Here is a 25,931-nt window from a genome sequence, read left to right as displayed (position 1 = left end):
TTCTTCCTAATTTTAATTAAATTGCAGCTAAAATAATAAGTGCAAGTGCAAAAACGATGCTTGAAATCATTACAATTTTATTTTGGATGTCTTTTTTACTAGAACCTTTATGTGAGCCCCACATAGTAGTTTCTTCACCTTGAAGTGTTCCAAGACCAGCTTGATCTGATTCCATTTGTGCCACTACAGCTATTATAATAATGCTTGAAATAATAATTATAATAGATAATAAAGTTTGCAAACAACTACCTCCCTTAAATTTCTATAACATATAAATTCTAACACAGCAAGCCATTCTTATCAACGAATTTATACGATTTTTGACGATTTTTGGCAATTTTTTAAGATCTTATCTCATTTTTTAAAGAATTTTCAATTAAATCTTCCCTATCTTGCATGGCAAGAAGAGTTTTTTCTATTAACTCATCAAGTTCCCAGCCTAAATTTTCTGCTCCCTTTTTAATAACATCGCGAGAGCAGCCTTCAGCAAATTTTTTGTCCTTAAATTTTTTCTTCACACTTTTTAAATTCATGTCCTTAGTGCTCTTAGATGGTCTCATGAGAGATGCAGCGTAGATTAAACCTGTAAGCTCGTCTACTGCAAAGAGGACCTTTTCCATAAAAAGTTCTGGCTCCACGCTTGAACATAGACCGTGACCGTGAGATAAAATTGCGTGGACTAATTCATCACTTCCACCTGCACCCCTTAAAATTTCCGGTGTATTTTTGAGATGCTCTTCAGGATATTTTTCATAATCAACATCGTGAAGGAGACCTGCCATTTTCCAAAAGTCCACATTGTCCTTGTCAAATTCCTCTGCAAAATATCCCATTACACTTTCAAGAGTTAGGGCATGTCTTATGTGAAAGTCTTCCTTGTTATATTCCTTTAAAAGTTTTAGGCCATCTTCTCTACTTATTCCACTATTCATATCGCCACTTCCTTTTTACCTATATTATCACAATAATTTTTGAATTTCACTTTTTTCTACTTGTGTTATAATGAATATAAGAATGCAATGATTACGGAGGTTTTTATGAAAAAAAATGTTGGCATAATGGGATTTGGAAGAATTGGTAGAGATGCTCTTAGAATCTGGGCTCTAAGAGAGGATTGTAACTTCGAAGTTACTCATGTAGCCGTTAGAAATTTAGACAAAACTTTAAAGGAAAGAACTCACTTATTTAAATTTGATTCTATTTATAGAAGATTCCCTGGTGAAATTGAATTTACTGATGACGGAATGATTATAAATGGAAAGAAAGTTACTTTTGTTGAATCAAAAACTCCAGACCAAATGAATTGGAAGGAACTTGGCGTTGACATTGTCATCGACTCTTCAGGTGCCTTCAAGGACGAAGACAAGGCTAGAGGACATCTAACAAGCGGAGCAAAAAAAGTTGTCTTAACTTCTCCAGGCAAGGGCGACATGCTTACTGTTGTAATGGGAGTTAACGACGACAAGTATGATCCAGCTGCCCACGACATTATTTCCAACGCATCATGTACTACAAACTGTCTTGCTCCAGTTACAAAGGTTATTTTAGAAAACTTTGGCATCAAGAAGGGACTTATGTCTACAGTTCACGCCTACACTAATGACCAAAATATTCACGATGGCGTTCACAAAAAGGACATGCGTCGTGCAAGAATGGGCGCTGAAAATATTATTCCTACTTCAACTGGTGCAGCTAAGGCTGTTGGAAAAGTTATTCCAGAAGTTGACGGAATTTTAACTGGCTTTGCCCTAAGAGTTCCTGTTCCAACTGGCTCTCTTGTTGATGTTACTTTTGAACTTGAAAAGGAAGCTACTGTTGAAGAAATCAATGCAGCAATGAAAAAGGCAGCTGAAAATGAATTAAAGGGCATCCTTGAATATTCTGAAGACGAACTTGTTTCATCTGACATCATAGGCAACACTCACTCTTCTATTTTCGATTCACTTCTTACAACAGTTAACGGAAAAATGGTTAAATTAATTTCTTGGTACGACAACGAATGGGGTTACACTGAAAGAGTTATTGATTTGACAGAAAAAATTGCAGAATCTCTATAATTTTTAAAAAGGCTTGCTGGAGCCAGCCTTTTATTTTAAAAGGAGCCAAAGTTTTTACACTCTGGCTCCTTTTTTAGTCTTTAATAACTGTTCCGTGATTTCTAGGATTATTTGTGTTTAAAATTTTTATCATAATATTTTTTTCTTCAACGGGCTTTATGGCATCGCCTTGGTAGACCTGGGCGCCCTTATCTATTATTTCCTTTAGCTCCTTAAAATTTAGCTTGTCAATTGTCTTAGCGTTAGGATCCTTATTGGGGTCTGATGTCATTATTCCATTTACATCAGTCCAGTTTTCGTAGACCTTGGAGTCCAGCGCGTAGGCTATAAGGCTTCCTGTGTAGTCGCTGCCGCCCCTTGTGAAAGTTACAATGTCGCCATTGTTGTCGCTGCCATAAAAGCCTGGCACCACTGCCTTTTGGTTGTCTCCAATGTGGATTCTTATTGCCTCTCTTGATTTTTTTAAATCAACTTGTCCTTCCTCGTCAAAAATTATTATGTCCTTGGCATCTATGAAGTCGTAATCTAAATATTTTGACAGAAGTTTTGCATTTAAAAACTCGCCCCTGCTGACGATGAAGTCCTTGTTATTTGAATTTTTTATCTGGTCAAAGACAAATTTTAGTTCCTCGTCCCAAAATTCTTCAAGCTTCAAATCCTCTGCAATGTCAGAAAATCTTTTTTCAATTTTTTCCAGTTGGGTGTCCCTATAGGCTCTTTGGGCAGCAAGCTCTTCTTCAAGAGACTTTATAATTTTTTCAAGGTCCTCAATTTTTGAATTTTTATCAGATAGAGAAATTAATTCGTCTGTGACCTTTGTGTCTTCTTTAAATCTTCTTCCCGGTGCAGAAACTACAATTACATCTCTGTCTTCCTTGGAGAAAATAATTTTTTTCACCTTGGCAAATTGTCCCGCGTCCTTTAAGGAGCTGCCGCCAAATTTTGAAACAGACTTGCCTTCTATTGTTTCAATGGCAAAAGGTGTCTCTTGATATACGCAGTAGTTTAGCCAGTTGGAGAAGAACAAGTTTCCTGCAGACCTCCACCTAATTTTTATTTCTTTCTTAGGGTCATTGTCCTCATAATAATTTTGTGGTGGGGCAATTTTCTTGCCCTGAGAAATGTCTCTGATGTATTCACTGTGTAGGGTGTCCTTGTCGTATTCCCAGTGGCCAAAGTTAAATACAAAGCGGTTGTCCTTTGTAGTGGCAAGGGAAACTCCAGTGTCAGGTCTTGCTGCAAGGACTTCTAAGTCTTCTATGTCCTCCAAATCTTCTGCCTTAACATAAGTGTGCCTTGATGTAGGAACTAAAAATGTGTCGTCAAAGCCCTTGACGATTTTATTGTCCTTTAGCTTGTCAAATTCAAAGACACCAAATATTTTTCCATCAGCCACCTTGTGGTCAATCTTGTAATAGTGATAGAGGGCTGCTTGAGCTGACCAGCATATAAACATTGTGGAGTAGACATTTTCCTTGGCAAATTCAAAAATTGTCTTTAATTCCTCCCAATACTTTATTTTTTCATAGGCAATAGTTTCAATTGGGGCTCCAGTTATTATCATTGCGTCGTACTTCTTGTGCTTAATGTCCTCATAGGTTTTGTAGAAGGCCCTTAGTCTTTTCAAATCGCTATTTGCTGGATTGTAGGACTCCATTCTCACAAGGTCAATATTTATTTGAAGGGCTGTGTTAGATAACATTCTCAAAAGTTGAAGCTCTGTCTCTTCCTTTTTTGGCATTAAATTTACAATGGCAATTCTAAGGGGTCTTATGTCCTGCTCCTTGGCAGATGAATCTCTCATTGTAAAAATATTTTCTCTCTCTAAAACTTCTTCAACTATTAAATCTTTAGGTATTATTAAGGGCATTTTTTATTCCTCTCCTCTATAAAATTTGTACTTGTGAGTAAATTTAATTTTTTAGGTGCCTTTATAAAATAAAAAAAGCTCTCGTCCCATAAGGACGAAAGCTTCGTGTTACCACCTTAATTCTCCCTTATCTCGCAATAAGGGACTCTTCAAGTACTGCCATACTCTATCGCTATAACGGGCGAGCCCGTACTCATCTAAATATCGACAAGCACTCGAGAAAGACCATGTTCACTTATTTTTCTTCTACTTCTTTCACCAAACGAAGCTCTCTGTAATCAGTCCAACAAGTTACTCTTCTCTCTGTTGAGTTTAAATTTTATACTATGATAGCATCTAATATTATTTATGTCAAATAATTTTATTTAAAAAACAAATATACATAAAATCTTATTTAAAGATTTTATAAAACCTCATTAAAAAAACCGAGGTCGCCCTCGGTCTTAAATTATTCTTTTTAGATTATTTATGAATATTCTAATTTGTACTTTTCAAGTTATAATTTTTTTTAATTTTTATAAAAGATTATTTGATTTCAATCTTTTTATTTTTCTTTTCTTCAGTTTTTTTAGGAATTGTAATTTCTAGAATTCCACCTTCAAGTTTTGCAGACATATTTTCTTCGTCTATATCTTTAAAGAACATCCTTCTCATCATCTTTGATGACTTTCTTTCTCTGTGAATGTAATTTTTTTCCTTGTTTTCTTCATTAACTTCTTCATTTTTTTCAGCTGAAATTGTAAGTTTGCCTTCCTCAAATTCTATGTCGATTTCATCTTTAGAAAATCCAGGAAGTTCAGCTTCAACTTTGTAGTCCTTGTCTTCGTCAATAACATCAACCTTAAAAGTTGCAGCTCTCATTGCCTTTTGAGGTGTGAAGTCGTCGTTAAAGAAAGAATCTATCATGTCATAAAAATCATCAAATCTTGTATCTCTCAAATTATTTTTTTCATATGGTCTAATACTCATTTAAAAACTCCCCTTTGTATTTAAATTATTAGCAGCCGATGAACTCATCTGCTAACTATTTATAGTATAAGACATTGGTCAAAGAATGTCAATGGCATTTTTGACTTTTTTTGACCTTTCTTTAAAAAATTTTTTAACTTTTGTGCAAAAGAAAAAAGAGGGCGAAGCCTCTTTCTCTTTAAGCTATTTTATTTAAAATTGTGTGTCGTTATAATTTGCCTTAAATACATAGAAGTCTTGGTTTAGGGCTGTTATTATTTGCTCTTGATGTGCCTTGTCCTTTGTGTCAATAACTATGCTAACTATCATAGAATCAATTGTATCTCCAACTACATCTATGTTTTGACCAATTTTAACTATATTTGCTCCTTCTCTTTCAAGAAGTTTTGTCATGCGAGTCATTTCTCCTGGTTGGTCATTTAATTTGATCTTAAGTTCCATTCTTCTGTTAGTCTTGTAAAGACCCTTTTCTATAACCTTTGAAACTCTTGTTACATCAATGTTTCCGCCAGAAAGTACGCAGCAAACTTTTTTGCCCTTGTGGTTAAATTTCTTATACATCAAAGCTGCTACTGTTGATGCAGCTGCTCCTTCTGTTATAATTTTATTTTTTTCAAGAAGGGTAAGAATTGCGGATGAAATTTCTCCTTCAGTTACCAATACTATTTCATCAACATATTCCTTAACTATGTCAAAAGTAAGTTTTCCTGGAGTTTTTACTGCAATACCGTCGGCAATTGTTGAGCCGCCCTTTACTGTTAAAATTTTTCCCTCTTTAATTGATTCATACATGCTTGGAGATATTTTTGTTTGAACTCCAATAATTTTTATGTTAGGATTGATGCTCTTCGCTGCTACTGCGATACCAGAAATAAGTCCGCCGCCGCCGATTGGCACGACTATTATGTCTGTGTCAGGAAGTTTTTCCAAAATTTCAAGTCCAATAGTTCCTTGTCCTGCAATAACTTTTTCGTCGTCAAAAGGTGCTATAAAAGTGAAGCCTTCTTCCTTGGAAAGTTTTGCTGCATAAGCTGCTGCATCGTCAAAGGAATCCTTAACAAGTTCTACTTCTGCTCCATAGTTTCTTGTTGCTTGAACCTTGGAAAGTGGTGCGTGGTATGGCATACAGATGATAGATCTTATTCCTCTTTCAGTTGCTGATTTTGCAACACCTTGAGCGTGGTTACCTGCAGAGCAAGCTACAACACCTTTTTCTGCTTCTTCATCAGTAAGTGTTGCAATTTTGTTATAAGCTCCTCTTAGTTTAAAAGAGCCTGTGTCTTGCAAAACTTCTACTTTTAAGTAAACATCTTCTCCTAGATTTGGGGCATAAACTACTGGTGTTTCCTTAATGTGACCCTTTAATCTTTCTTTGGCATCATAAATTTCTTTTACATCCATTTTTATTCTCCTTCTTTCTTGTGATGGATTATGCTAACAAATTTATCATCTTCTAAAATTTTTCTAACCCTTTTTTCAAAATCCATTCGGCTCATCCAAATGATTCTTTCACAACCTAGGCACTTCAACTTTATGTCGGCGCCCTTTCTTACTATCTCCCATTTATTTTCGCCACAGGGATGTCCCTTTTTTAGCGTAACGATGTCACCCAAGTTATAGTATAGCATCACTGTCCTCCCTTTGTATCAATTTATTTCTAATAATTGGCATTTTTATTTTTTCTCTTTGCATAGTTTTTAAAATCTCTGCCCTTATTGCATATTCAAGGTCGTATTGGTCGCCCTGCCTTGTATAGTAGACAAGACTCATCATGTAGGCATCCTTGCCATTTTCAGTAACTCCCCAAAGGTTTGGTCCCAGGACCATGTCCTCGTGGTCCCTATATTTTTCTAGGGCTTTACTTATTTTCTCACTTACAAAGGATGGGTCGCAAGAATTGTCCACATAAAAATCAATTCTCGTCCTCACATTTGCCCTTTCCTTGTTGGATACAATGGAGATATTGCTGTTGGGAATTATGTGAAGAATCTTATTGAAGTCGCGAATTTTTGTAACCCTAAGGCCCACATCTTCAACTACACCTTCAATGTCTCCTATCTCAACTAAGTCGCCAACAGAATACTGGTCCTCAAATATAATAAAAAATCCATTGATGAGGTCCTTGACAAGGTTTTGGGCGCCAACACCTATTGCCAGTGAAAAAACACCTAGAGTTGCAAGTATGGGCGCAATGGAAATTTCAAAGACGCTCATGATTATTGTTACGCCTATAAAAATTAAGACAACTTTGATTATTCTCTTTATTAAATTTGCAACTGTGACAATCCTGTTGTAGGATCCCTTTTCCTTTATCTTTCCCGAATTTAATTGTCTATTAATAAAACCATCTATAATTTGTAAAATTATAAAAATTCCAATAATTATGGCGGCAACTACAGCAAACCTCTGCCAAGAGCCCAGACCTCCAAAGGTAGACTGAAGGGCCGCGTCAGCTTCATTTGCAACAGTGCTTGTATTTTTCTCTAAATTCACCTTACACCTCTTTATAAGTGGTTTCTATTCTATTTTCATCTTCTCTCACTGCATTTGAATTGACAACGGAATAAAGATTTAGCTCGCCATTTCTAAGGGCGCCAATTAAAAGTCCGTTGATTTTAATCTTGTCAAGAGAGTAGCCAAGTCTCGTGTAAAACTCTCCACGATTTCCTATTTCTCCACCAACATCACTAGGTCCATAGACATAAATTGAGCCAGAGACATTTTCCATTTTGTTTACATTGGCTGCAATTATTTTTTTCTCGCCAGGCTTTAGAGCATAATCATACTTGGTGATAATGCCTGAGTGAAGGAGATAAGTGTCCCTGCCTTCCACTAAAACATCGGAGACATTGGGGATCTTCCCTTCATACTTTTTGCCTGCGTCCATAAACCTATAAATCGCCTTATCTGTAAGGGCGAGGACAGACCTCTTGTCCTTTTTCACAAAAAAGACTATCTCGTGATTTAGGACCTGGCTCTTTTTATTTCCCTTGTGGAGAGAATAAAGAAGAGAAGAGTAGCCACTGGCGTCATTTTTTATCTCAGCAACAGAAAGATTTTTTGAATCTAAAATGTCGTGAGTTAAAATTTGATTTCCCGTCCTGTAAATTTCTGTGAGAGTGGAGTCGTTGCCCATTAAGTATAAAATTTCATTATTCTTATCAACTACATGAAAGATAATATTTGCATTTTCGTAGGAAATGTTAAAGACCTCTCCCTTTACATCTGTTGTGGAAAGGAGCTCGCCCATTTCAGAATACATGTGGACCTTGCCCAAGTCCTTCTCATACAAGAAGGCGTAGTTGTTGGCAAAAAAGGCCTCAATATTTTCGTCTTCTCTCTGAATTTTTTTTATTATGTTGCCGTCTCTATCTGTTATGTATAAAACAGGATCAGCCCACAAAAAAACTGACTTTGATGAAATGGAAAAGTCCTCTATGGGCTCATTGACACTTACACCCTTAAGCCTAACAATGGTTCTGTCCTTGGAAAAATTTTTGTGGTTAAAATATATAAATCCAAAAAATATTAATAATAAAACTAAAATAATTGTGTGATTTTTCTTTAATTTCAAAATATCACTCCCGACTTAATTATAACATTTATAAAATTATTTTTACATTTTTTTGCAATTAAAAAGAGATGCCTTAAACATCTCTTAATCCTTTATTTTTTATTTAAGACCACTGCGCCAAGTAGGACAAAGATTAGTCCAAGTATTATATATATTGTGAGCTCTTCGCCGAGGACGAGGACAGATAAAATTGTTCCGAAAATCGGAATAAATAATTTGTAAATCCCAAACTCACTGGCACTGTGGGCCTGAAGGACTGATGTCCAGATTGTAAAGCTAGTTGCTGAGATAAAAGCGCCGTAAGACAGCATGATAAAGAGCTTAAGGTCAAAGTTCACAAGGGATGTGTGAGTCAAGGCACCAATTATTATAAGTGGAGTCGCCCCAATGAGAAATTGTGTCCCCGTCATCAAAAAGGAATTTTGATCTCTTCCATATTTTCTTATTAAAACTGATGCAAAGGCGTTAAGTGTTGTGGCGATTAAAATAAATCCTTCACCTGTTAGCTTAAAGTGAAAGCTCCCTCTATCCTTTAAGTTTATTATTATTAAGCCAAGAGAGCCAATAATTAGGGCTGCAAGCTTTCTCGCCGTAAGTTTTTCGTCGGCAATTAAAATTACAGAAATTATTACAGTTATAAAGGCATTGGATGCCTGGATGACTGCTGCGAGTGAGCCCAGGGTGTTGGAAAGACCGATGTAGTAGGTGCTGTACTGCAGTGTGGTCTGTATTAACGCCAAAATTATTATGAATTTGAAATTTATTTTGTCCCTCTCAACTTTTTCCTTGTTGAAAAGAAAAAAGTATATATAGGTCAAGAGCCCCGCCATAAAAAATCTAATTCCTGCAATAAAAATTTTTCCGCCAGGATCATCGGGGAGGATGCCTGCATGAAGGTAGGTCAGCTTTATGAGGGGAATGGCTGAACCCCAAAGGAGCATGGCCATAAGAGAAAAAATTATCGCCCATCTTTTTTCTTTAATTAAGTTCATCTTTACCTCTCAGTTTTTCCTAAACAAAAAAGGAGGTCGCCCTCCCTTTTATTTTTTATTTTAAAATTCTTCTATCTTTCTCTTAATATTTTCTGCTGTGAAGCCAAATCTTTCAAAGACTTCTGATCCCTTGCCACTTGCGCCAAAGGTGTCAATGGAAATTGCCATGCCCTTTGTGCCAATGTACTTGTGCCAGCCAAAGGATGAAAGTGCTTCAAGAGAAATTCTCTTTTCTATTTTTGAAGGTAATATTTTTTCCTTGTAATCAGAGGATTGCCCATCAAAAAGTTCCATAGAAGGCATTGAAACCACACGCACTCCCTTAAGTCCTTCTGCTGCTTTTAGAGCAAGAGAAACTTCAGAGCCTGTTGCAATTACAATTTTTTCTAGTTCGCCCTCTTCTTCTTTAATTATATAGGCGCCCTTCATAATATCCCTTGATGAATTTTCAAGTTGTGGCAAGTTTTGTCTTGAAAGGGCAAGAACAACAGGTGTGTTCTTAGAATTGAAGGCAAGATTAAGTGCCGCTGCAGTCTCTCTTCCATCAGCTGGTCTCAAAACAATGATGCCAGGAATTGATCTTAGCATTGCCAAGTGCTCAATTGGTTCATGTGTTGGGCCATCTTCGCCAACTCCAATGGAGTCGTGAGTGAAGATATAGACATTAGGCAAGTTCATTAGGGCAGCAAGTCTAATTGTTGGCTTTAAGTAATCGCTAAATACTAAAAAAGTTGCAGCATAAGTCTTTAATCCGCCGTGAAGGAGGATTCCATTAGTGATGGCTCCCATGGCATTTTCACGAACGCCAAAAGTTAAGTTTCTGCCAGATCTATTTTCTGCTGAAAAATATTCTTCGCCCTTTAACATAGTCTTATTTGATGGACCTAAGTCTGCAGAGCCGCCAAAGATGTGGATGTTGTCTTTTGCAATTTTATTTAAAACTTCTCCAGAAACGCTACGAGTTGCCATGTCCTTAGTGAAAGAATCGTAATAAGAATCTTCTAATAATTCCTTCTTTTCTGGATTAAAGGAAGCCCTGTAGTCCTCATATTCCTTTGGATATTTTTTAGCATACTCTTCTTCAATTTTTTTCTTTTCAGTAGCTTTTTTTGTATTTTCTTCCACGATTTTTTTGAAGTGATCTCTCACATCATCTGCTACATAAAAATCTTGGTCAGGAAGTTCAAAAAATTCACGAGTTGACTTTCTATTTTCTTGACCAAGTGGTTCGCCGTGAGCCTTTGCAGAGTCTTCTCTAGGTGAGCCGTAGCCAATTTTTGTCTTCACTTCAATAAGTGCAGGCCTTTCTGATTTTTTTGCTTCTTCAATTTTTTCATTTATTTCATCTAAATTATTTCCATCTTCTACAAGGAAAGTGTCCCAGCCAAGGGCCTCATATCTCTTTCTAACATCTTCTGAGAAGGCAAGGTCAGTTGAGCCTTCAATGGAAATTTTATTTGAATCGTAAAGAACAATTAATTTACTTAATTTTAAGGTGCCTGCAAGGGAAGATGCTTCGTTGGAAATTCCTTCCATTAAACATCCGTCGCCAACTAGGGCATAAGTATAGTGATCTACAAGTTTTAAATCATCTTTGTTGTAAAGGGCTGCAAGTTTTTCTTCTGCAATAGCCATACCAACTGCCATGGAAATACCTTGACCAAGGGGACCAGTAGTTGCTTCAACACCTACTGTGTGACCATACTCAGGATGACCTGGAGTCTTTGAGTCAAGTTGTCTAAAGTTTTTTAAATCATCAAGGCTTAGACCGTAATCAAATAGATAGAAAAGAGAATATAAAAGAGCAGACCCATGTCCTGCAGACAAGATAAATCTGTCCCTATTTTCCCAATCTAGGTCCTTAGAATCTCTCACTAAATGATTTTTAAAAAGTGTATAAGCCATTGGGGCAGCACCTAGTGGAAGACCAGGGTGACCTGAGTTTGCACTTTCAATTTGATCCACTGACAGCATTCTTATAGTATTAACTGCTTTATTTTCGATATTCAAAATTCCACTCCTCACTCAACTGAATTTTTATCTCTCATAACTGCTAACAAAAACTTTGGCAAATCAATTTGCCTCTTTAACCTAGATGGGTTTTTTATAAGCCTGTAGAGCCACTCCAGCCCAAGCTTAATAAAAATCTCTGGCGCCCTATTTGCCCTGCCAGATAAAATATCAAGGACGCCACCATTTCCAATAATAACTTTTGCCTTTAAATCATCTTTAAATTCGTCAATCCACTTTTCCTGACGGGGAAAACCAAAACCCACGAAGATGATGTCAATGTCCTTTGAATTTATCTCTTCAATTATCTTTTTTTCTTCCGGCGAAGTTTCGCCATCTATCCTAGAATTGAAATAACCATTGTGATAACCTGCCACATGAAGATTTTTATACTTTTCATTGACGGACTTTGCGGCATCCTCTGCCACACCTTCCTTGCCACCTAAAAAATATAAATTAAGTCCCATCTCATCTGCCAGCTCAAGAAGTTTAATAGAAGTATCAAAACCTGTGACCCTTTCCTTTAAAGGCTTCTTTCTCATCTTTGATGCGTGGATGAGACCAATGCCATCAGCCAAAATTAAATCGCCAGAATTAATTAGATGCCTAAGCTCTTCGTCTCTCTTGGCTGCCATGACAATCTCTGTGTTTGGCGTGTAAATTTTTTTAAGATCCTCTGCCTTTAAGAAGTCCCTTAAAATATTTTCACACTCTTTATTATCAATATTAAAAATTTCAACTCCAAAAATTTTTACTTTTTCCATATATCTCTCCGCTAATAAGTTTATCACATAGTACTTTCCTTTTCTATATAGAAATATCTCCTGAAATTTAAAAAAGAGACGAAATTTCGTCTCTTTAAAATACTTTTTATTAATAAACTTGGTCTATTGAGAAGTTCTTAGAAATTCTAATGTAGAAATCTAAAACATCTCTAATAGCTGCTAGAGGAACAGGTCCAACTAATTCAGTATCAACAATATTTACATTGTATCTACTTGCTTCTGATTTGATTGTTTCGTAAACTCTGTGAATAGGAGTCTTTTCATAATTTATCATATTCATAGAAACTTGAACTTGCTTTTGCTCTTCAAGTGCTAAGGCAATAGCTCTCACAAAAGTATATCCACCAGCTGCTGCTCTTACAGATTTTACTATTTCCTTACCAATTTCAAGATCTTCTGTATCTAGGTTTATGTTGAAAGCTACAAGTGGAAATCTAGCTCCTGTAACAGTTGCTCCAGATTTAGGATTGAATTCCTTTGGTCCTTCATCAGGTGTCCAAGCTTCGTCTTTCATTTTTTCTTCTAGACCTTCATATTGACCTTTTCTAATTTTTGGAAGGGATTTTCTGTATTCTTTTTCTTGAGCATCTTCGTAGAAGTAAACTGGAACGCCAAGGCTTCCCAAGTACTTACCAAACTCTTTAGCAATAACTACACAGTCTTCAGTAGTCATTTCTCTAACAGGAATAAATGGAACAACATCAACGGCTCCCATTCTTGGGTGTGATCCCTTATGTTTTGTCATGTCAATTAATTCAACTGCTTTCTTAGCAAGTCTTTTTGTTGCTTCCAAAACATTATCAGGACTGCCCTTATATGTGAATACAGTTCTATTGTGGTCCTTGTTAGAGTCGATGTCAACAACTTCTATTTTATCAACTGATAAAAATGCTTCCTTAACTTGATTAATCAAGTCTAAGTCAGTACCTTCGCTAATATTTACTTCCGCCATCAAAATCTTATCCATAATCTACCCCTTAATTTAATTTTCCAACTACTTCTTCAACTTTATCTAAAAGCTTTCCAGATTTAACCATTTCGAAAGTTTTGTCCATTTCAGGATAGAAAACTACATCATTTTCCATAAAATCAACACTTTCTCTTACAAGATCATAAGCTGCTCTTGAACCCTTGCCAAGTTTTTCCACCTCTCTAAAGTCTGCTGCTTGAGCTGCACATAGTAGTTCAATGCTTAAAACATGTTGAGCGTGATCTACTATTGTTCTAGCCTTTCTTGCTCCAATTGTTCCCATAGATACATGGTCTTCTTGGTTAGCAGATGTAGGAATTGAATCTACACAAGCTGGGTGAGCTAAAACTTTGTTTTCAGAAACTAGAGCTGCTGCAACATATTGAGGAATCATAAATCCATCATTTACTCCACCATGCTTAACTAAGAAAGCTGGTAGTCCATGAGATAGTGCAGGGTTAACTAGCTTTTCTATTCTTCTTTCAGAAATATTTGCTATTTCAGAAACTAAAATTCCCAAAGTATCCGCTGCAATTGCAATTGGTTGTCCGTGGAAGTTTCCACCAGAGATACAAGCTCCATCTTCACCGCTAAAAATAAGTGGATTATCAGTAACTGAGTTTATTTCTGTTTCAATAGTTTGTTTTACATAATCAAAGGCAAGTCTTGAGCCGCCATGAACTTGTGGAATACATCTTAATGAATAGGAGTCTTGCATCCTAACTTCGCCTTGTTTTGTTACAAGTTTTGAATCTTTTAAAAGATTTCTAATGTTTTGAGCTGCGTCTAATTGTCCCTTGTGTGGACGAACTAGGTGAACTCTTTCGTCGAAGGCATCGATAATTCCACCAAGTGAATCAATTGTAAGAGATGCAATTATGTCAGCTTCCTTTAATAATTTTTCTGTATCATAAACAGCTAGAGTTGCATTTGCCATCATAGCTTGAGTTCCATTAATAAGAGCAAGACCTTCCTTAGCCTTTAGGGTAATTGTATCAATACCAGCTTTTTTCATGGCTTCTTTTCCTGGTAAAACTTCACCTTCAAACTCAGCTTCGCCTAAACCAATCATTGGAAGAACCATATGTGCCAATGGACATAAGTCTCCACTTGCTCCAACAGATCCCTTGCTTCTTATAATTGGATGGACTCCCTTGTTTAACATTTCCATTAAACAATTAACTGTTGACATTAAAACTCCAGAGAATCCTTTGATAATTGAGTTGAGTCTAAGAACCATCATGGCTCTGACAATTTCTGTATCAAAATTTTCGCCAACGCCACAAGCATCTGAAATGATCAAGTTTTTTTGTAGAAGATCTAGTTCCTTTTCAGAAATAGAAACTGTTGAGAATTTTCCAAAGCCTGTGTTGATGCCATAAATTGCTTCGCCAGCATCTAGTGCATCTTCAACAAATTTTCTCGATTTTAAAATTATTTCTTCTTGACCTTCTGCAAGTTCAACTTTAGCATTAAATCTTGCAACTGCAACTACATCTTCAATAGTCAAACTGCTGCCATTTACTTTTACGACTTTTTTCATATAATCTACCATCCTTTTATTTTATCTAAAATTTCGTCTCTTATTTTTCCCTCTTCCAATTCTTCAAAGGAGTCTTCAATAATATCCATGGCTTTTTCAACTTCAGAGTCATTAATTATTAAAGGAGGTTGTACTCTCAAAGTTTTTCCTGCTAAATAGATAAGTATTAGTCCCTTTTCAAAACATCTGTAACATATTTTTTTAACTAAATCTGAGGAGGAATATTTCCCTGATTTGTCTTCAAGATCTACGCCAATACTTAGTCCTAAACATCTTATATCTCCAATATATGAAGACTTCCTTTGAATTTTTTTGAATCTTTCTTTTATATATTCGCCTACAATATTTGCCCTGTCAAGGAGATGGTTTTTTTCAATAATTTCTATTGTTTTTATAGCAGCTACTGAGGCTACTGCATTACCTTGTAGAGTGAAAAGCTGCCCAGGCATTGGAATTGAATCTATTATTTCACTTCGACTCACAACAGCACTCATTGGAAATCCTGATGCCATAGCCTTTCCCATCACAACAACATCTGGAATAACATCAAAGTGCTCTATGCTAAACCACTTTCCAGTTCTTCCAAAGCCTTGTTGAATCTCATCAACGATTAGTAGAATATGGTTATCATTACAAAATTCCCTAAGTCTTTTCATGAATTTTTTTGGTGGTTTTATTAGACCTAAATCTCCAATTATTGGTTCAATAAATATTGCTGCAACTTCTTCTTTAGGAATGTAGTAATTGAAATTATCTAAAAACTTATTAAATTCAATATCGGCAAATTCATCTTCTGTAATGCTTTTATCTTTCTTTAAAATGTTTGGATAGTCCAAGTGAAAGACTTCTGGTAACAAGGGTCCAATTTTTCTTTTCATATTAGTATCTATTGCACTTAAAGATATCGCTCCATAAGTTGAACCATGGTAGGCGCCTACAAAAGAAATGAGCTTTGATCTGCCTGTATATGCTCTTGCTATTTTTATGGCAGAGTCAATGGCATCGGAACCAGAAAATCCAAATATTACTTTTTTGTCAAAATTACCTGGAGTAATTCTAACAAGTTCCTTTGCCAAATTGACTTGTGGCTCAGTGTAAAAATAATCATTGGTAAAGTGAATGTATTTATCTATTTGCTCTTTAGTAGCTTTCACTATCTCTGGATGATTGTATCCTGTGTTGACAACGCAAGCAGAACTTATCATATCAATATATTCATTTCCATCTAAATCAATTACCTTTACACCCTCTGCTTTCTCTGCAACAAGGGGGAAGTATGCTGCTCTAGTAGACTTGCCAATATATTTCTCGTCAATAGAAACTAATCTTTCATTTTTATTCATAATTATTAAATTAATCTAGACTTTCAAGTTCTTTATTAAAATCACTTACAATTTTTTCATCTTTTATTAATGGAATATTTGCAAGAACATTTTCACGTCCTGCATCAATGCCGACCTTAGCTAGATCAATTCCTGCTTGCAAATCTGTAACAGCAGCTGGATTTGATTTTTCTAAAAGATCTCTTCCAATGTCATAAGTTCTCTTGTTTAATAAAGCATTTGATAGAGGAACCTTTGCTGCTTCAATCCCAGCATTTTGTATAGCTTTCCTTCTTTTTTGTTTTTCTTCTTCCGTTGACTTTGGTAATTTGTAAGCATTAACAATTAAAAGATAAGCCTTGTTATCATTGACGCTTCCTTCTAAGAATTTAGCCTTCATTTCATTAAGTTCCTTAATTATGGCATCGTATTTTTCATCTTCATAGCCATAATCTTTTCCCTTAGAAAGGTTAGCAACCATTCCTATTAGGCCTGTAGCCATGGCTCCAGCTATAGCAGAAGCACAGCCACCACCAACAGTAAAATCATTTTCGTCTAGCATTAAATCTAAAATATCTTTATAGTTCATTACTACCTCCGTCAAATTAATTTTTTACCTTTTTTAATAACTTGCACTACTTCATTAACTCCAACCTTATAAACAACATTTTTATAAGAATCGGAATCTCTTATTTGAATATCTGCGTACTTTCCTTCTTCAATTGATCCATAGTCTTTTTCTATTCTAAGGGCCTTAGCTCCATTTAAAGTTGCTGACCTAATAGCCTGTCTTTCTGTCATCTTGTGATTTCTACAAGCTAGCGTCATTGCTAAATCCATTGACTCAAACCAGTTGCCAGGATTTAAGTTTGTTGCTATAGCAAGATCCATTCCCTCTTCGAGCATATAGGACGGATCAACTGGTTTTGGATGAGCGACACTAAAGTCTGTAGTAGGAATAATTATTCCCACCACATTATTTTCTGCAAGAGCTTTTGCATCTTCTCTTGTCAAATAATTTAAGTGACCTATGTTTGCAGCCTTTAATTTTGCTGCAACTTTTGCTCCTCCAATTGCAGAATAACATTCTGAGTGAAGTGTCGGAACAAGTCCAAAGTCAAGGCAAGCACTCAAGAACCTGTCTGCATCTTCTGCTGTATAATATCCATCATCAACCCAAATATCTGAAAAGTCTGCTAATTTTTCTTCCTTAATTATTGGCAAGACTTCAGAGATCATAAAGTCGATGTATTTTTCCTTTCCCATTTCTAAATCAAAGTAGTGGGCTCCAAGGTAAGTTGAAAGTATAGTTTGAGGCGTCTTTTCTTTTAATTTATTGATTAATCTTAGCTGCCTCAATTCAGTTTCCTTATCAATGCCATATCCTGATTTTATTTCAACAGTTGTTGTACCTGATAAAAGCATTCTCTTTAATTTTGTCAAACTAGACTCAATTAATTCTTCATCGCTTGCATTTTTTGTGTAGAAAATAGATGCTTCCAGTCCCACTAGTTTAACTAATTTTTTTACTTCTGCGCTTGCATTTGTAAGAGATGCAACATATTCATCCACTCTTGATTTTCCAAATAAAAGATGAGTATGTGAATCTACATAGCCAGGCATGACAACTTTGTCACTACAGTCTATTTCTTCAAAATTTTCATCATCAATTAACTTTATTAGGTCCTCATATGCCCCAATTTTTTTTATCCTTTTACCTGTAATTAGGACTGATGTATTATTCATCAGTCCTATTAAATCCTTTGCATCTTCTTTTACTGTTAAAAGTTCTCTGCAATTTTTTAAAATTAACATACCTTTCTCCTAAATAAATAGTGGCCAGAAAATTCCTGCAATCATAAGAGGAATGTCGTAGCAGATAAATTGTGGTACGCAAGTATCCCAAATGTGATCATGTTGACCATCTGCATTTAGTCCAGCTGTTGGTCCAAGTGTCGTATCTGATGCAGGTGAACCAGCATCACCTAAAGCTGCTGCTACAGCTATCATAAATACTATAGCTCCTGGAGAAAAACCAAGTTTTAGTCCAAGCGGCACATATATAGCTGCTACAACTGGAACTGTACCAAAACTTGTTCCAATTCCCAAAGTAATTAAAAGGCCAAGCAAAGTCATAGTAAAAGATCCGGCTATCTTTGAGCCGCCTAGTGCATCAAAGGCAACGTCAACTAAATGGTCTACAGCACCCGAAGCGTTAATAACATTAGCATATCCTGCTGCTATTAACATAACGAAAGCGATGAATCCCATTAATCCAATACCGCCGTCTAGTACTTCTTGAATATCCTTCCATTTAATAACTCTTGTTACTACCATAAATACAAGAGCAGCTAATGCTCCAAGTGGTAATGAACCAGTTTTTAATTGAATCACTAAGGCAATAATACCTGCGCCAAGAGTTAACCAATGTTTTGTTTCTACCTTAACTATTTCTTCAGGCTTTTCTTCAATTTCATCATGAATGTCTTCATACTCTCTATCTCGTGAGAAGTACAAAAGTCCTAGTACAAGACCAATAAGCATTGCAATACCAGCCATCCATGTATTTTTCCAAATCACATCACCTGTTATATTTAAACCAGCTTGGTTTACGGAGTCTTTTATTAAACCGTGAAAAATTGCACCATAGGCAATTGGTATAGTTATATAAGGTGCTTTGAGGCCAAAACCAAAGCATATTGCTGCCATCCTTCTATCCATCTTCATTTTATTCATTAAACTAAGAAGTGGTGGTATTAAAATTGGAATAAAAGCAATATGTACAGGAATTATTGTTCCTGATGCCATTGAAACTAAAACTATAATGATTGCAAGGGTAAATTTATTTCCTCTTACAACTTGTGAAATTTTTTTTGCTAAAATATCTGCTGCACCTGTCTTATTAATAGTGAAAGCCAATGCACCTAAAAGAATATAACTTAGTGCAGTGTTGGCATTTCCTCCCATTCCTCCTACAAAAACTTCCATGGTTCCTGAGAATCCCATTCCACTGACTAGCCCTGCTGTCAATGCTGATATTAGAAGAGCTGCCATAACTGGAAGCTTTAAAAGGCATAGCACAGAAAGAACTATTACAGATATAACGATCGGATTAAATATAATCATAGATTTCCTCCTTTTTAAATATTTATTAAAAATAAATTTAGTATTGCATTTTGAAATCGTTCTCTAGTTTCCTTTTTTTATCTGTAAATTATTTAAAATGTAATATCTAAATTAATATTAATTTGAAAATTTCTATCAGCATAATTTATCTTTTTTGTGTTTAAAAGCTTTATATACAAGTCTGGGACAAACAAAACTATCCTGATTCTTTTGTTTGTCCCATGACTACTGCTATATTAATTCTTCTAGGATATAAACTGTGCTAATATATTAACGATACATTCCTTCTGGTCCAAATGTTACATTTTCAGCTTTTTGCCACCATAGTGGAATCTTGATAGAATCTGTAGTGTACTTGCCTTTACCATTTGCAACTGCTTTTGCTGTTTCGTATCCTGCTTGTGCGTGACGAACAACTCCGATTCCAGAGTCAACTGTTAGAGCTACTGCAAGTCTTCTGTCAGCTTCTTCTGTACCATCAGCAATCATTGTAACTCCAGTGTGAACTGCTTCACCCATTGAATAGTTTTGTTGGATTGCAATAAGGTCACATCCGCCTGCTGCATTAAGAAGTCCATTTAGGTATGGCCAGTCAGAGATATAGTCTCCACCATCTGGCATCTTTTCAGATTCAAATGTAGGGTTAACGATAGATCCTGAGTCAAGGTTATCTCTTGAGAATGCAACTGTTCCCTTAATTCTTCCTTCTCTGATTGCTTGGTTAATTGCAAGACCAAATTTCTTTCTTTGTCCGAATCCCATGTAGCAAACTCTTGCTGGCATTCCTTCAATTGGAAGGTTCTTTCTTGCAAGTTTTATCCATCTTTCAACAAGATTGTCGCCCTTACAAATTTCAAGAGCTATATCATCAGTTTCAATTAAGTCTTGAGGGTCTCTTGATAGACAAGTCCATCTGAAAGGTCCTCTACCTTCGCAGAATAATGGTCTGATGTATTCGTAAACAAATCCGCCAATCTTCATAGCTTCTTCTCTAGGGAATCCAGCATCCATACATTCTTTTCTAATAGAAGTTCCATATTCAAATACCTCAACGCCATCTTCTTTTAGAGCTATCATAGCTGCAAGTTGTCTCTTCATAGTTTCTCTACTTAGTTCTAAGTATTTTTCTCTATCTTCAATTCTTAGTTTGTCAGCTTCTTCTGGAGTGTATCCTGAAGGAATGTAAGAAATAGGGTCGTGACATGGACACATTTCTGAACAGATGTCAGGCCTAAAGTCACTTGCTAAAACTTTTTCATAAACATCAGCTGCGTTTCCTACGATACCAATTGATTTGGGTTCTTTCCTTGCAGCGTGTTCTTTTGCAATTTCGATAGCTTCTTCTAGCGAATCAGCTATCATGTCTAGATAATCTTTTTCAATTCTCTTTTGAAGAATTTTTTCGTTGGCATCAACCACTATACAAACTCCACCGTGCATCTTCATTGCCCAAGTTTGGTTAGAACCCATTCCGCCTGCTCCAGCAGTTAGATAAATTTTTCCGGTTAAATCATCATTGTATTTTTTCATTGCAATTGCTGACAATGTTTCAAATGTACCTTCAATTACACCTTGTGTTCCTATATATTCCCAAGGAGCTGCTGTATATTGTGCAAATATTGTTAAGTTTTTATCTTGTAAGTCATAGAATCTTTCCCAAGTTGCTTGCATTATGTTTGTTGTAGCCATAACTACGACTGGAGCTTCTTTATGTGTTTTAAAAATAGCAACTGGCATTCCTGATTGAACTACTAGTGTTTCGTCATCTTCTAGATTCTTTAGAGAATCAACTATTGCCCAATATGATTCCCAGTTTCTAGCACATTTTCCGTTTCCACCGTAAATAACAAGTAGCTCAGGAATTTCAGCATTTTCCATGTTAAATTCTAACATTCTAAGTATTGTTTCTTGGCGCCAGCCTTTACATCTTAAAGTATCAGTATCTTTGATTCCTCCACCTTGTGCTTTTACTTCATAAAGTATTTCAGGGTTTTCTCTGTAATATAATCCTTTGTTTCCGTTCATTATTTTATCTTCCTTTCTTTATTAAGACTTTTTATAAATGAGAATCATTTATTGATTACATTATATTGAGTCCTCGTTAATCTATCGTTATTATTCAAGTCTTTTTTAAAAAAATGTTAAAAATTTTTTTGTTAACGCTGTGAAATAAATTTTTACTTAATTTCTTTTAAGTTTTCACTTAAAATTTTAAAAGCCAAGTCTTTATCAATGGTAGATAGCAGTCCAATATGTGAAAGTATGTACTTTTCATCTATAAAATAAGATGGATTTTCTGGCGTTAATTTATTCTCTTCTCCATCTTTAATTTTTTCTAAAATTTCTTTTGGATTTTTATTGTTAATAATCACTCCACCAGTTCCAATAACTTTTTTTACAAATCGAAGATCCTTTCCATCTTGAAAATCTATGTAGTGACCATTCAAATATCCTCTTCTAGCACTTCCTGCATGTCTATTTATTGAAACTCTCACACAATTTTCTGCGATTAACTTATCAAACTCTAGTTCTTTTTCATCTTGAAAAATAATTTCTGGATTATCTTGCCTTACCATACATTTTTTTATAATTTCTTCTTCTTTATAGTTATGAGACAAAAATCCTTCTCTATAATTTTCGAAGGCGCTGTAAGCAGAGTACCTCATACCCATATCTCCTTCCACGGTTCTCTTTAAAAAAGATTCTCTGAGCCCCTCTAAAATATTTGACTCTAGCATATGTGGTTCAGATACACTGTGAATGTCTGTAGTCGCCCCACCAATATCTACTACAATTAAATCTCCAAAGCCTTCATATTTTTCTGTGCCCATTGCCATAAGCTCCGCTGCTTTTAAAACTGCAGTTGGCGTCGGCATCAAGACTCTATCTTTTATAACTTTTATCTTGTCCATGCCCTTGGCGTGAGTTATTTTCTCCATAAAAATTTCTCTAATTTTTTCTTTCGCATCCTCTGGAGTAAATCTATTTACATCGGGCATTACATTTTCTGCAAAAATATAATTTGAATTAGATTTTTTTAAAATATTTTCTATTTCTCCCTTTACTGAAGAGTTCCCTGCAATAACAAGGGGAATATTTTTTATTTTGCTTAATTTTTTTGCATTTTCAATAATATAATCTTTGTTTCCGCCATCAGCTCCACCAGTCAAAAGAATTATATCCGGACTTAATTTTTCTATCTCTTCTATATCTCTTTCCTTTAAATAATAGTTATAGGCTTTAACTAGTTTCGCACCTGCTCCCACTAAAGCTCTTTTAGCCGCTTCTGTAGTATATTGTGGAGTTATTCCTATTCCCACCATTTTTAAGCCGCCATAAGCAGAAGAGCAAGCAAGCACTTCTTTTATGTCCAAATTTTTTAAATTAACTTTTCCATCTAATTTCTTTAAAACTTCCCCAAAGCCCTTGTCCACACCTTCTTTTACGCTAGTATGGGCGTTTACTCTTTCAAATAAACGCCCATTTTCAATATCTATTAAGGAAATTTTTGTGTAAGTACTTCCAAAGTCTACTAACATATAAAAACTCATATTAACCTCTTTTCATTATTTTATCTTCTAAGTATTTAATTTCTGCCCTATTTTTGTACTTATCCAGGTATTCCATTGATCTGTAATAATAATATTCACAGTTTTGATTTAAAAACATATCAACATTTCCAGTTAAATCATTTTTTTGCTCATCTATCATTTTTCTCAAAATAGTTTTTACAAAATAAATTTCTCCAATATCCTTTGGATTATTTATGGTTTTAACTTCGCCAATGGCATTTTTTAAATAATTTAAGCTTTTAGCATAATCTTTTTCAATAAAACTGCTGAGAGATAAAAAAGCATCAAGGACTGGAGCTTTCCAATAAGAATCAAATCTTCTTACTATTTCCTTTGATTTTTTTAGGTATTCTTTCATTTCATCAGCATTATCCACAAAGAAAGAAGCCTTTGCTGCATTTATATAGAATATTGAAAGACAAGATGCTCCTGAATATTCGCATAATTCTATAGCCCTTTTGAAGTAGTTCATGGCATCTTCATATTGAAATTGTGAATTTCTAATTTCTCCAATATAATTATAATTTGCCGCCACACTAATTGAGCTAGAGTGTTCTACCCTTCCAGATTTTGTAATTGTTTCAATGGATATGTTGAAAAAGTCTTCTGCTTGTTTTAAATTTCCGTTCATTGTGTAATAAACACCATAAAGTCTATACATAATTCCTGTCTCTAGACTATCTTCTAAGGTTTTCGCGTCTTTTATCCCATCAATAATGTGGCTAAGCATTACACTTGTGTCATTTATTTGAATTCCATAAATTACCATTTGCTTATTCCCTTGAAGTTTTGTCTTATAGTCATTCATAGCTTCGGCAAGATCGATAACTCTTTTCATAACTTTTACGCCATCTTTATACTCTCCAGCTCTTATTAAATATCTTCCCTTGCAGTAAAGAAAAATTAGCTCTAATTTTTCTATCTCTTCACTTTCTTTTTCATTTGTTACTTCATTTTTTAACACAAGTATTCTATCTTCAATGGAGTTTATTTCTGTCAAAACTTCATTATTGTTTATAAAATTTTTTACTTGTCTGCTCACATCATAGTCATCTAAGCTTGGATATACTTCGTGATTGAAATTTAGATAATAATTTAATATGTAAATTTCGTATTTAAGTGTGTTCGTTTTATCCTTAGCTTGTTCATAATGATATTTTAATTTTATATAAGTTGTAACGTCATTGTGACTCCTAAGATCTGTAACATCGATCATCTTTGCTATTTCAGCGTGAATAACTTGTTTTGAGATTTCACTTAAACTATTATAAATATAATTTTTATAAAGACTATTTGTAAAAGATATGAAGACTCCATTTTTAGTGTTTCTTTCCTCAAGAATATTTAATCTTGTTAAATTATTTATTCCATTTACAACATCGAAAACTTTATAGTCTAATAAATTTAAAATATTATTTATATTTACATCGCCATAAAAGGCCGACACAACACTCAAAATCTCTTTCTCTATATCTCCCACCATTGCAAATTTTGTATGCAAAAGTGAATCCATTTTAGGGCTTACAGTTTCCAGGTTTTCATTCTTTCTATATAGTTCTATGTACTCGTTTAACAAAAGAGCATTTCCCTTGCTCATATTATAGATATTATCTACATCTTCATCTTTTAATTCTCTACCTTTCAAAGAATTTTGTAAGATTATTCCAACATCCATCTTGCTAAATTTTTCTAGCTCAATTAATTCTACTTTATTCAATTCTTTCAGCATATTTATAGTCTTTAAAAAGTCTTGCTCGATTTCATTAGAAATAATATTGAAAAATAAAAAATTTTCATTACCCTGTAATAGCATATTTACAAGTAATTTTGCACTAAGTTTATCCATAAACTGTAAATCTTCAAAAACTATTATTGTTTTTTTATTAAAAGATAGTAATTTTAATACTTTTTCTGTTGCTAAATATATTAAATCTAAATTAAAATCTTCTCTATTTTCTAAGATGTTTACCATAGGCTGCTTAAACTTATTAGTATCATAAAATAAATTCTTTAATAAGTCTCCCCAGAGTTCCGGTTTCTTTATTTTTTTCTTTGATAGTTCTTCATCTAATATTTTAATAAGTTTCAACCAAGGAGAATAAGAAAAAATCTTCTCTAAGCTGTAACATTGAACTTCAAAAATATGATATCCATCCTTATTATTTTCAAGTATCTCTTTCTTTAGAGTAGTTTTGCCAATTCCACTTTCTCCAAACAATAATATGGATTTTGTGCTTATATTGTTGTTAAAATCTTCCAGTAATCTTTGTATTCTCTCAATTTCATAATTTCTATCGTACAATTTAATCTTGGAATCTTTTGATTTTTTTTGTTTATCTAAATATTTTAAAGCCTTTCTATAAATATCTTGAATCTCATCAGACGGTTCAATTCCAAGTTCTTCTTCCAAAATGTTTTTTAAATTATAATATTCATTTATTATTTTGTCATATCTTCCCTTAGATTGATAAATCTTAAAAAGATATAAATAACCAAACTCATCAAAGTTTTCAAGTGAAATGAGGCTCATTATATTGGTCTCTAAATCAGAAAAGTTTTTATCCTTATAATCTTTTTCGATTTTTGACTTTATGCTCTTAATATACATGTCTTTATAATAGTTTTTTTGTTCCAAAATCCAATACTCAAACTCAGTACAATCCTTTATATAAAGGCTTCCCAAAAAATCTCCCTTATATAAATTTAAATTATTTATTGGATCTTTTTCAAATTCTATTACATCCACAAAAATATCTAGCTTGTCGTTTATAGAAAGAATTGTCTTATTTGGTGTCTCAATAACATCTTCACCGAAAGCCCTTTTGATTTTATAAATTGCATTCCTTAGGCTTACCTTTGCCCTATTTTCATTGGACCTACCCCAAAAAATAGCAGCAGCTTCATCCCTCGATACAACTTTCTTGAGCAAAATATAATATAATAGGGCGCTTACTTTACCAGGCGGCAAATAAATTTCTTTCCCATTTTCTGTAATTGTTGGATTACCAAATAATTTAAAATTAATATTTGCCATAAACCCTCCTTAATTATTCTTAAAAACTTTAGGTACCACTCCAAAAGCATCTTTGGATTGTAAAACTAGAGCTAACTCTTGGCTCAAAGCAAGAGGAGTTACAAAGG

21 protein-coding genes and 1 other annotated feature are annotated in these 25,931 nt (G+C 34.6%); of the genes, 1 reads left to right on the top strand and 20 read right to left on the bottom strand.

Features of this window, described 5'->3' with window-relative positions:
• Nucleotides 1-16 precede the first annotated feature (16 nt).
• Together HMPREF2801_RS08325 and HMPREF2801_RS08320 are read right to left on the bottom strand one after the other, a co-directional pair.
• Entirely contained in the window at nucleotides 17-241 is a 225-nt protein-coding gene (locus tag HMPREF2801_RS08325; RefSeq protein WP_070611808.1) for a preprotein translocase subunit SecG, read from the bottom strand.
• Nucleotides 242-341: 100 nt separating this feature from the next.
• Nucleotides 342-932: an HD domain-containing protein gene (locus tag HMPREF2801_RS08320; protein WP_070611807.1), complete on the bottom strand. Its 591-nt coding sequence runs from the start codon at nucleotides 930-932 to the stop codon at nucleotides 342-344.
• A 105-nt stretch (nucleotides 933-1,037) separates the two neighbouring features.
• Here HMPREF2801_RS08320 and gap point away from each other — a divergent pair, with 105 nt between their 5' ends.
• The gene (gap, locus tag HMPREF2801_RS08315; protein ID WP_070611805.1) at nucleotides 1,038-2,057 is read left to right on the top strand and encodes a type I glyceraldehyde-3-phosphate dehydrogenase; all 1,020 of its coding nucleotides are present in this window, start codon (nucleotides 1,038-1,040) and stop codon (nucleotides 2,055-2,057) included.
• Nucleotides 2,058-2,130: 73 nt separating this feature from the next.
• Here the strand turns inward: gap and metA are convergent, their stop codons facing one another.
• The 18 genes from metA to HMPREF2801_RS08225 form a co-directional block, all read right to left on the bottom strand.
• On the bottom strand, nucleotides 2,131-3,927 hold the full coding sequence (gene metA, locus HMPREF2801_RS08310; protein WP_070611803.1) for a homoserine O-acetyltransferase/O-succinyltransferase family protein: 1,797 nt from the start codon (nucleotides 3,925-3,927) through the stop codon (nucleotides 2,131-2,133).
• Nucleotides 3,928-4,014: 87 nt separating this feature from the next.
• Nucleotides 4,015-4,243, bottom strand: a binding site (T-box leader).
• Nucleotides 4,244-4,452: 209 nt separating this feature from the next.
• On the bottom strand, nucleotides 4,453-4,896 hold the full coding sequence (locus tag HMPREF2801_RS08305; RefSeq protein ID WP_070611801.1) for an Hsp20 family protein: 444 nt from the start codon (nucleotides 4,894-4,896) through the stop codon (nucleotides 4,453-4,455).
• Between the two features lie 192 nt (nucleotides 4,897-5,088).
• Nucleotides 5,089-6,297 carry a threonine ammonia-lyase gene (gene ilvA / locus HMPREF2801_RS08300; protein ID WP_070611799.1) on the bottom strand — a complete coding sequence of 403 codons (1,209 nt, stop codon included), beginning with the start codon at nucleotides 6,295-6,297 and terminating at the stop codon, nucleotides 5,089-5,091.
• A gap of 2 nt (nucleotides 6,298-6,299) precedes the next feature.
• On the bottom strand, nucleotides 6,300-6,524 hold the full coding sequence (locus tag HMPREF2801_RS08295) for a DUF951 domain-containing protein (RefSeq protein WP_019125222.1): 225 nt from the start codon (nucleotides 6,522-6,524) through the stop codon (nucleotides 6,300-6,302).
• A complete protein-coding gene (locus HMPREF2801_RS08290; RefSeq protein WP_070611797.1) occupies nucleotides 6,511-7,389 on the bottom strand; it encodes a mechanosensitive ion channel family protein in 879 nt (292 codons plus the stop codon). The genes HMPREF2801_RS08295 and HMPREF2801_RS08290 overlap by 14 nt, the downstream gene beginning before the upstream one ends.
• A gap of 1 nt (nucleotide 7,390) precedes the next feature.
• Nucleotides 7,391-8,470: a hypothetical protein gene (locus tag HMPREF2801_RS08285; RefSeq protein WP_070611795.1), complete on the bottom strand. Its 1,080-nt coding sequence runs from the start codon at nucleotides 8,468-8,470 to the stop codon at nucleotides 7,391-7,393.
• Nucleotides 8,471-8,562: 92 nt separating this feature from the next.
• Complete coding sequence (locus HMPREF2801_RS08280) at nucleotides 8,563-9,462, bottom strand: DMT family transporter (RefSeq protein ID WP_070611793.1); 900 nt, start codon at nucleotides 9,460-9,462, stop codon at nucleotides 8,563-8,565.
• A gap of 60 nt (nucleotides 9,463-9,522) precedes the next feature.
• Nucleotides 9,523-11,472, bottom strand: coding sequence for a transketolase (tkt, locus tag HMPREF2801_RS08275; protein WP_070611792.1), 1,950 nt, complete (start codon nucleotides 11,470-11,472; stop codon nucleotides 9,523-9,525).
• 11 nt (nucleotides 11,473-11,483) lie between these two features.
• Nucleotides 11,484-12,236: a WecB/TagA/CpsF family glycosyltransferase gene (locus HMPREF2801_RS08270; RefSeq protein ID WP_070611789.1), complete on the bottom strand. Its 753-nt coding sequence runs from the start codon at nucleotides 12,234-12,236 to the stop codon at nucleotides 11,484-11,486.
• A 109-nt stretch (nucleotides 12,237-12,345) separates the two neighbouring features.
• On the bottom strand, nucleotides 12,346-13,224 hold the full coding sequence (gene ftcD, locus HMPREF2801_RS08265; protein WP_070611787.1) for a glutamate formimidoyltransferase: 879 nt from the start codon (nucleotides 13,222-13,224) through the stop codon (nucleotides 12,346-12,348).
• 10 nt (nucleotides 13,225-13,234) lie between these two features.
• Complete coding sequence (hutH, locus tag HMPREF2801_RS08260; protein WP_070611784.1) at nucleotides 13,235-14,770, bottom strand: histidine ammonia-lyase; 1,536 nt, start codon at nucleotides 14,768-14,770, stop codon at nucleotides 13,235-13,237.
• A 5-nt stretch (nucleotides 14,771-14,775) separates the two neighbouring features.
• Complete coding sequence (locus HMPREF2801_RS08255) at nucleotides 14,776-16,113, bottom strand: aminotransferase class III-fold pyridoxal phosphate-dependent enzyme (RefSeq protein WP_070611782.1); 1,338 nt, start codon at nucleotides 16,111-16,113, stop codon at nucleotides 14,776-14,778.
• 10 nt (nucleotides 16,114-16,123) lie between these two features.
• Nucleotides 16,124-16,681, bottom strand: a complete 558-nt coding sequence (locus tag HMPREF2801_RS08250; RefSeq protein WP_070611781.1) for a cyclodeaminase/cyclohydrolase family protein — start codon at nucleotides 16,679-16,681, stop codon at nucleotides 16,124-16,126.
• 11 nt (nucleotides 16,682-16,692) lie between these two features.
• On the bottom strand, nucleotides 16,693-17,907 hold the full coding sequence (gene hutI, locus HMPREF2801_RS08245) for an imidazolonepropionase (protein WP_070611778.1): 1,215 nt from the start codon (nucleotides 17,905-17,907) through the stop codon (nucleotides 16,693-16,695).
• 9 nt (nucleotides 17,908-17,916) lie between these two features.
• Nucleotides 17,917-19,218 carry a Na+/H+ antiporter family protein gene (locus tag HMPREF2801_RS08240; RefSeq protein ID WP_070611775.1) on the bottom strand — a complete coding sequence of 434 codons (1,302 nt, stop codon included), beginning with the start codon at nucleotides 19,216-19,218 and terminating at the stop codon, nucleotides 17,917-17,919.
• Between the two features lie 270 nt (nucleotides 19,219-19,488).
• Nucleotides 19,489-21,243, bottom strand: a complete 1,755-nt coding sequence (locus HMPREF2801_RS08235) for a urocanate hydratase (RefSeq protein WP_070611774.1) — start codon at nucleotides 21,241-21,243, stop codon at nucleotides 19,489-19,491.
• A 152-nt stretch (nucleotides 21,244-21,395) separates the two neighbouring features.
• Nucleotides 21,396-22,769, bottom strand: a complete 1,374-nt coding sequence (gene glmL / locus HMPREF2801_RS08230) for a methylaspartate mutase accessory protein GlmL (protein ID WP_070611772.1) — start codon at nucleotides 22,767-22,769, stop codon at nucleotides 21,396-21,398.
• A gap of 1 nt (nucleotide 22,770) precedes the next feature.
• Nucleotides 22,771-25,824, bottom strand: a complete 3,054-nt coding sequence (locus HMPREF2801_RS08225; RefSeq protein ID WP_070611770.1) for an ATP-binding protein — start codon at nucleotides 25,822-25,824, stop codon at nucleotides 22,771-22,773.
• Between the last annotated feature and the right edge of the window lie 107 nt (nucleotides 25,825-25,931).

Origin of the sequence: Peptoniphilus sp. HMSC062D09, assembly GCF_001811425.1 — a bacterium.
Taxonomy (GTDB): Bacteria; Bacillota; Clostridia; order Tissierellales; family Peptoniphilaceae; genus Peptoniphilus_A.
This window is presented reverse-complemented; position numbering and strand designations above follow the sequence as displayed.

Bases quoted from the DNA above. Each gene is read 5' to 3' on its own strand.
- HMPREF2801_RS08255 (WP_070611782.1), bottom strand. From the start codon at position 16,113: ATGAATAAAAATGAAAGATTAGTTTCTATTGACGAGAAATATATTGGC.
- metA (WP_070611803.1), bottom strand. From the start codon at position 3,927: ATGCCCTTAATAATACCTAAAGATTTAATAGTTGAAGAAGTTTTAGAG.
- hutH (WP_070611784.1), bottom strand. From the start codon at position 14,770: ATGAAAAAAGTCGTAAAAGTAAATGGCAGCAGTTTGACTATTGAAGAT.
- HMPREF2801_RS08250 (WP_070611781.1), bottom strand. From the start codon at position 16,681: ATGAACTATAAAGATATTTTAGATTTAATGCTAGACGAAAATGATTTT.
- HMPREF2801_RS08320 (WP_070611807.1), bottom strand. From the start codon at position 932: ATGAATAGTGGAATAAGTAGAGAAGATGGCCTAAAACTTTTAAAGGAA.
- HMPREF2801_RS08235 (WP_070611774.1), bottom strand. From the start codon at position 21,243: ATGAACGGAAACAAAGGATTATATTACAGAGAAAACCCTGAAATACTT.
- HMPREF2801_RS08270 (WP_070611789.1), bottom strand. From the start codon at position 12,236: ATGGAAAAAGTAAAAATTTTTGGAGTTGAAATTTTTAATATTGATAAT.
- HMPREF2801_RS08280 (WP_070611793.1), bottom strand. From the start codon at position 9,462: ATGAACTTAATTAAAGAAAAAAGATGGGCGATAATTTTTTCTCTTATG.
- HMPREF2801_RS08295 (WP_019125222.1), bottom strand. From the start codon at position 6,524: ATGCTATACTATAACTTGGGTGACATCGTTACGCTAAAAAAGGGACAT.
- HMPREF2801_RS08305 (WP_070611801.1), bottom strand. From the start codon at position 4,896: ATGAGTATTAGACCATATGAAAAAAATAATTTGAGAGATACAAGATTT.
- HMPREF2801_RS08240 (WP_070611775.1), bottom strand. From the start codon at position 19,218: ATGATTATATTTAATCCGATCGTTATATCTGTAATAGTTCTTTCTGTG.
- gap (WP_070611805.1), top strand. From the start codon at position 1,038: ATGAAAAAAAATGTTGGCATAATGGGATTTGGAAGAATTGGTAGAGAT.
- HMPREF2801_RS08225 (WP_070611770.1), bottom strand. From the start codon at position 25,824: ATGGCAAATATTAATTTTAAATTATTTGGTAATCCAACAATTACAGAA.
- ilvA (WP_070611799.1), bottom strand. From the start codon at position 6,297: ATGGATGTAAAAGAAATTTATGATGCCAAAGAAAGATTAAAGGGTCAC.
- glmL (WP_070611772.1), bottom strand. From the start codon at position 22,769: ATGAGTTTTTATATGTTAGTAGACTTTGGAAGTACTTACACAAAAATT.
- ftcD (WP_070611787.1), bottom strand. From the start codon at position 13,224: ATGGATAAGATTTTGATGGCGGAAGTAAATATTAGCGAAGGTACTGAC.
- hutI (WP_070611778.1), bottom strand. From the start codon at position 17,907: ATGTTAATTTTAAAAAATTGCAGAGAACTTTTAACAGTAAAAGAAGAT.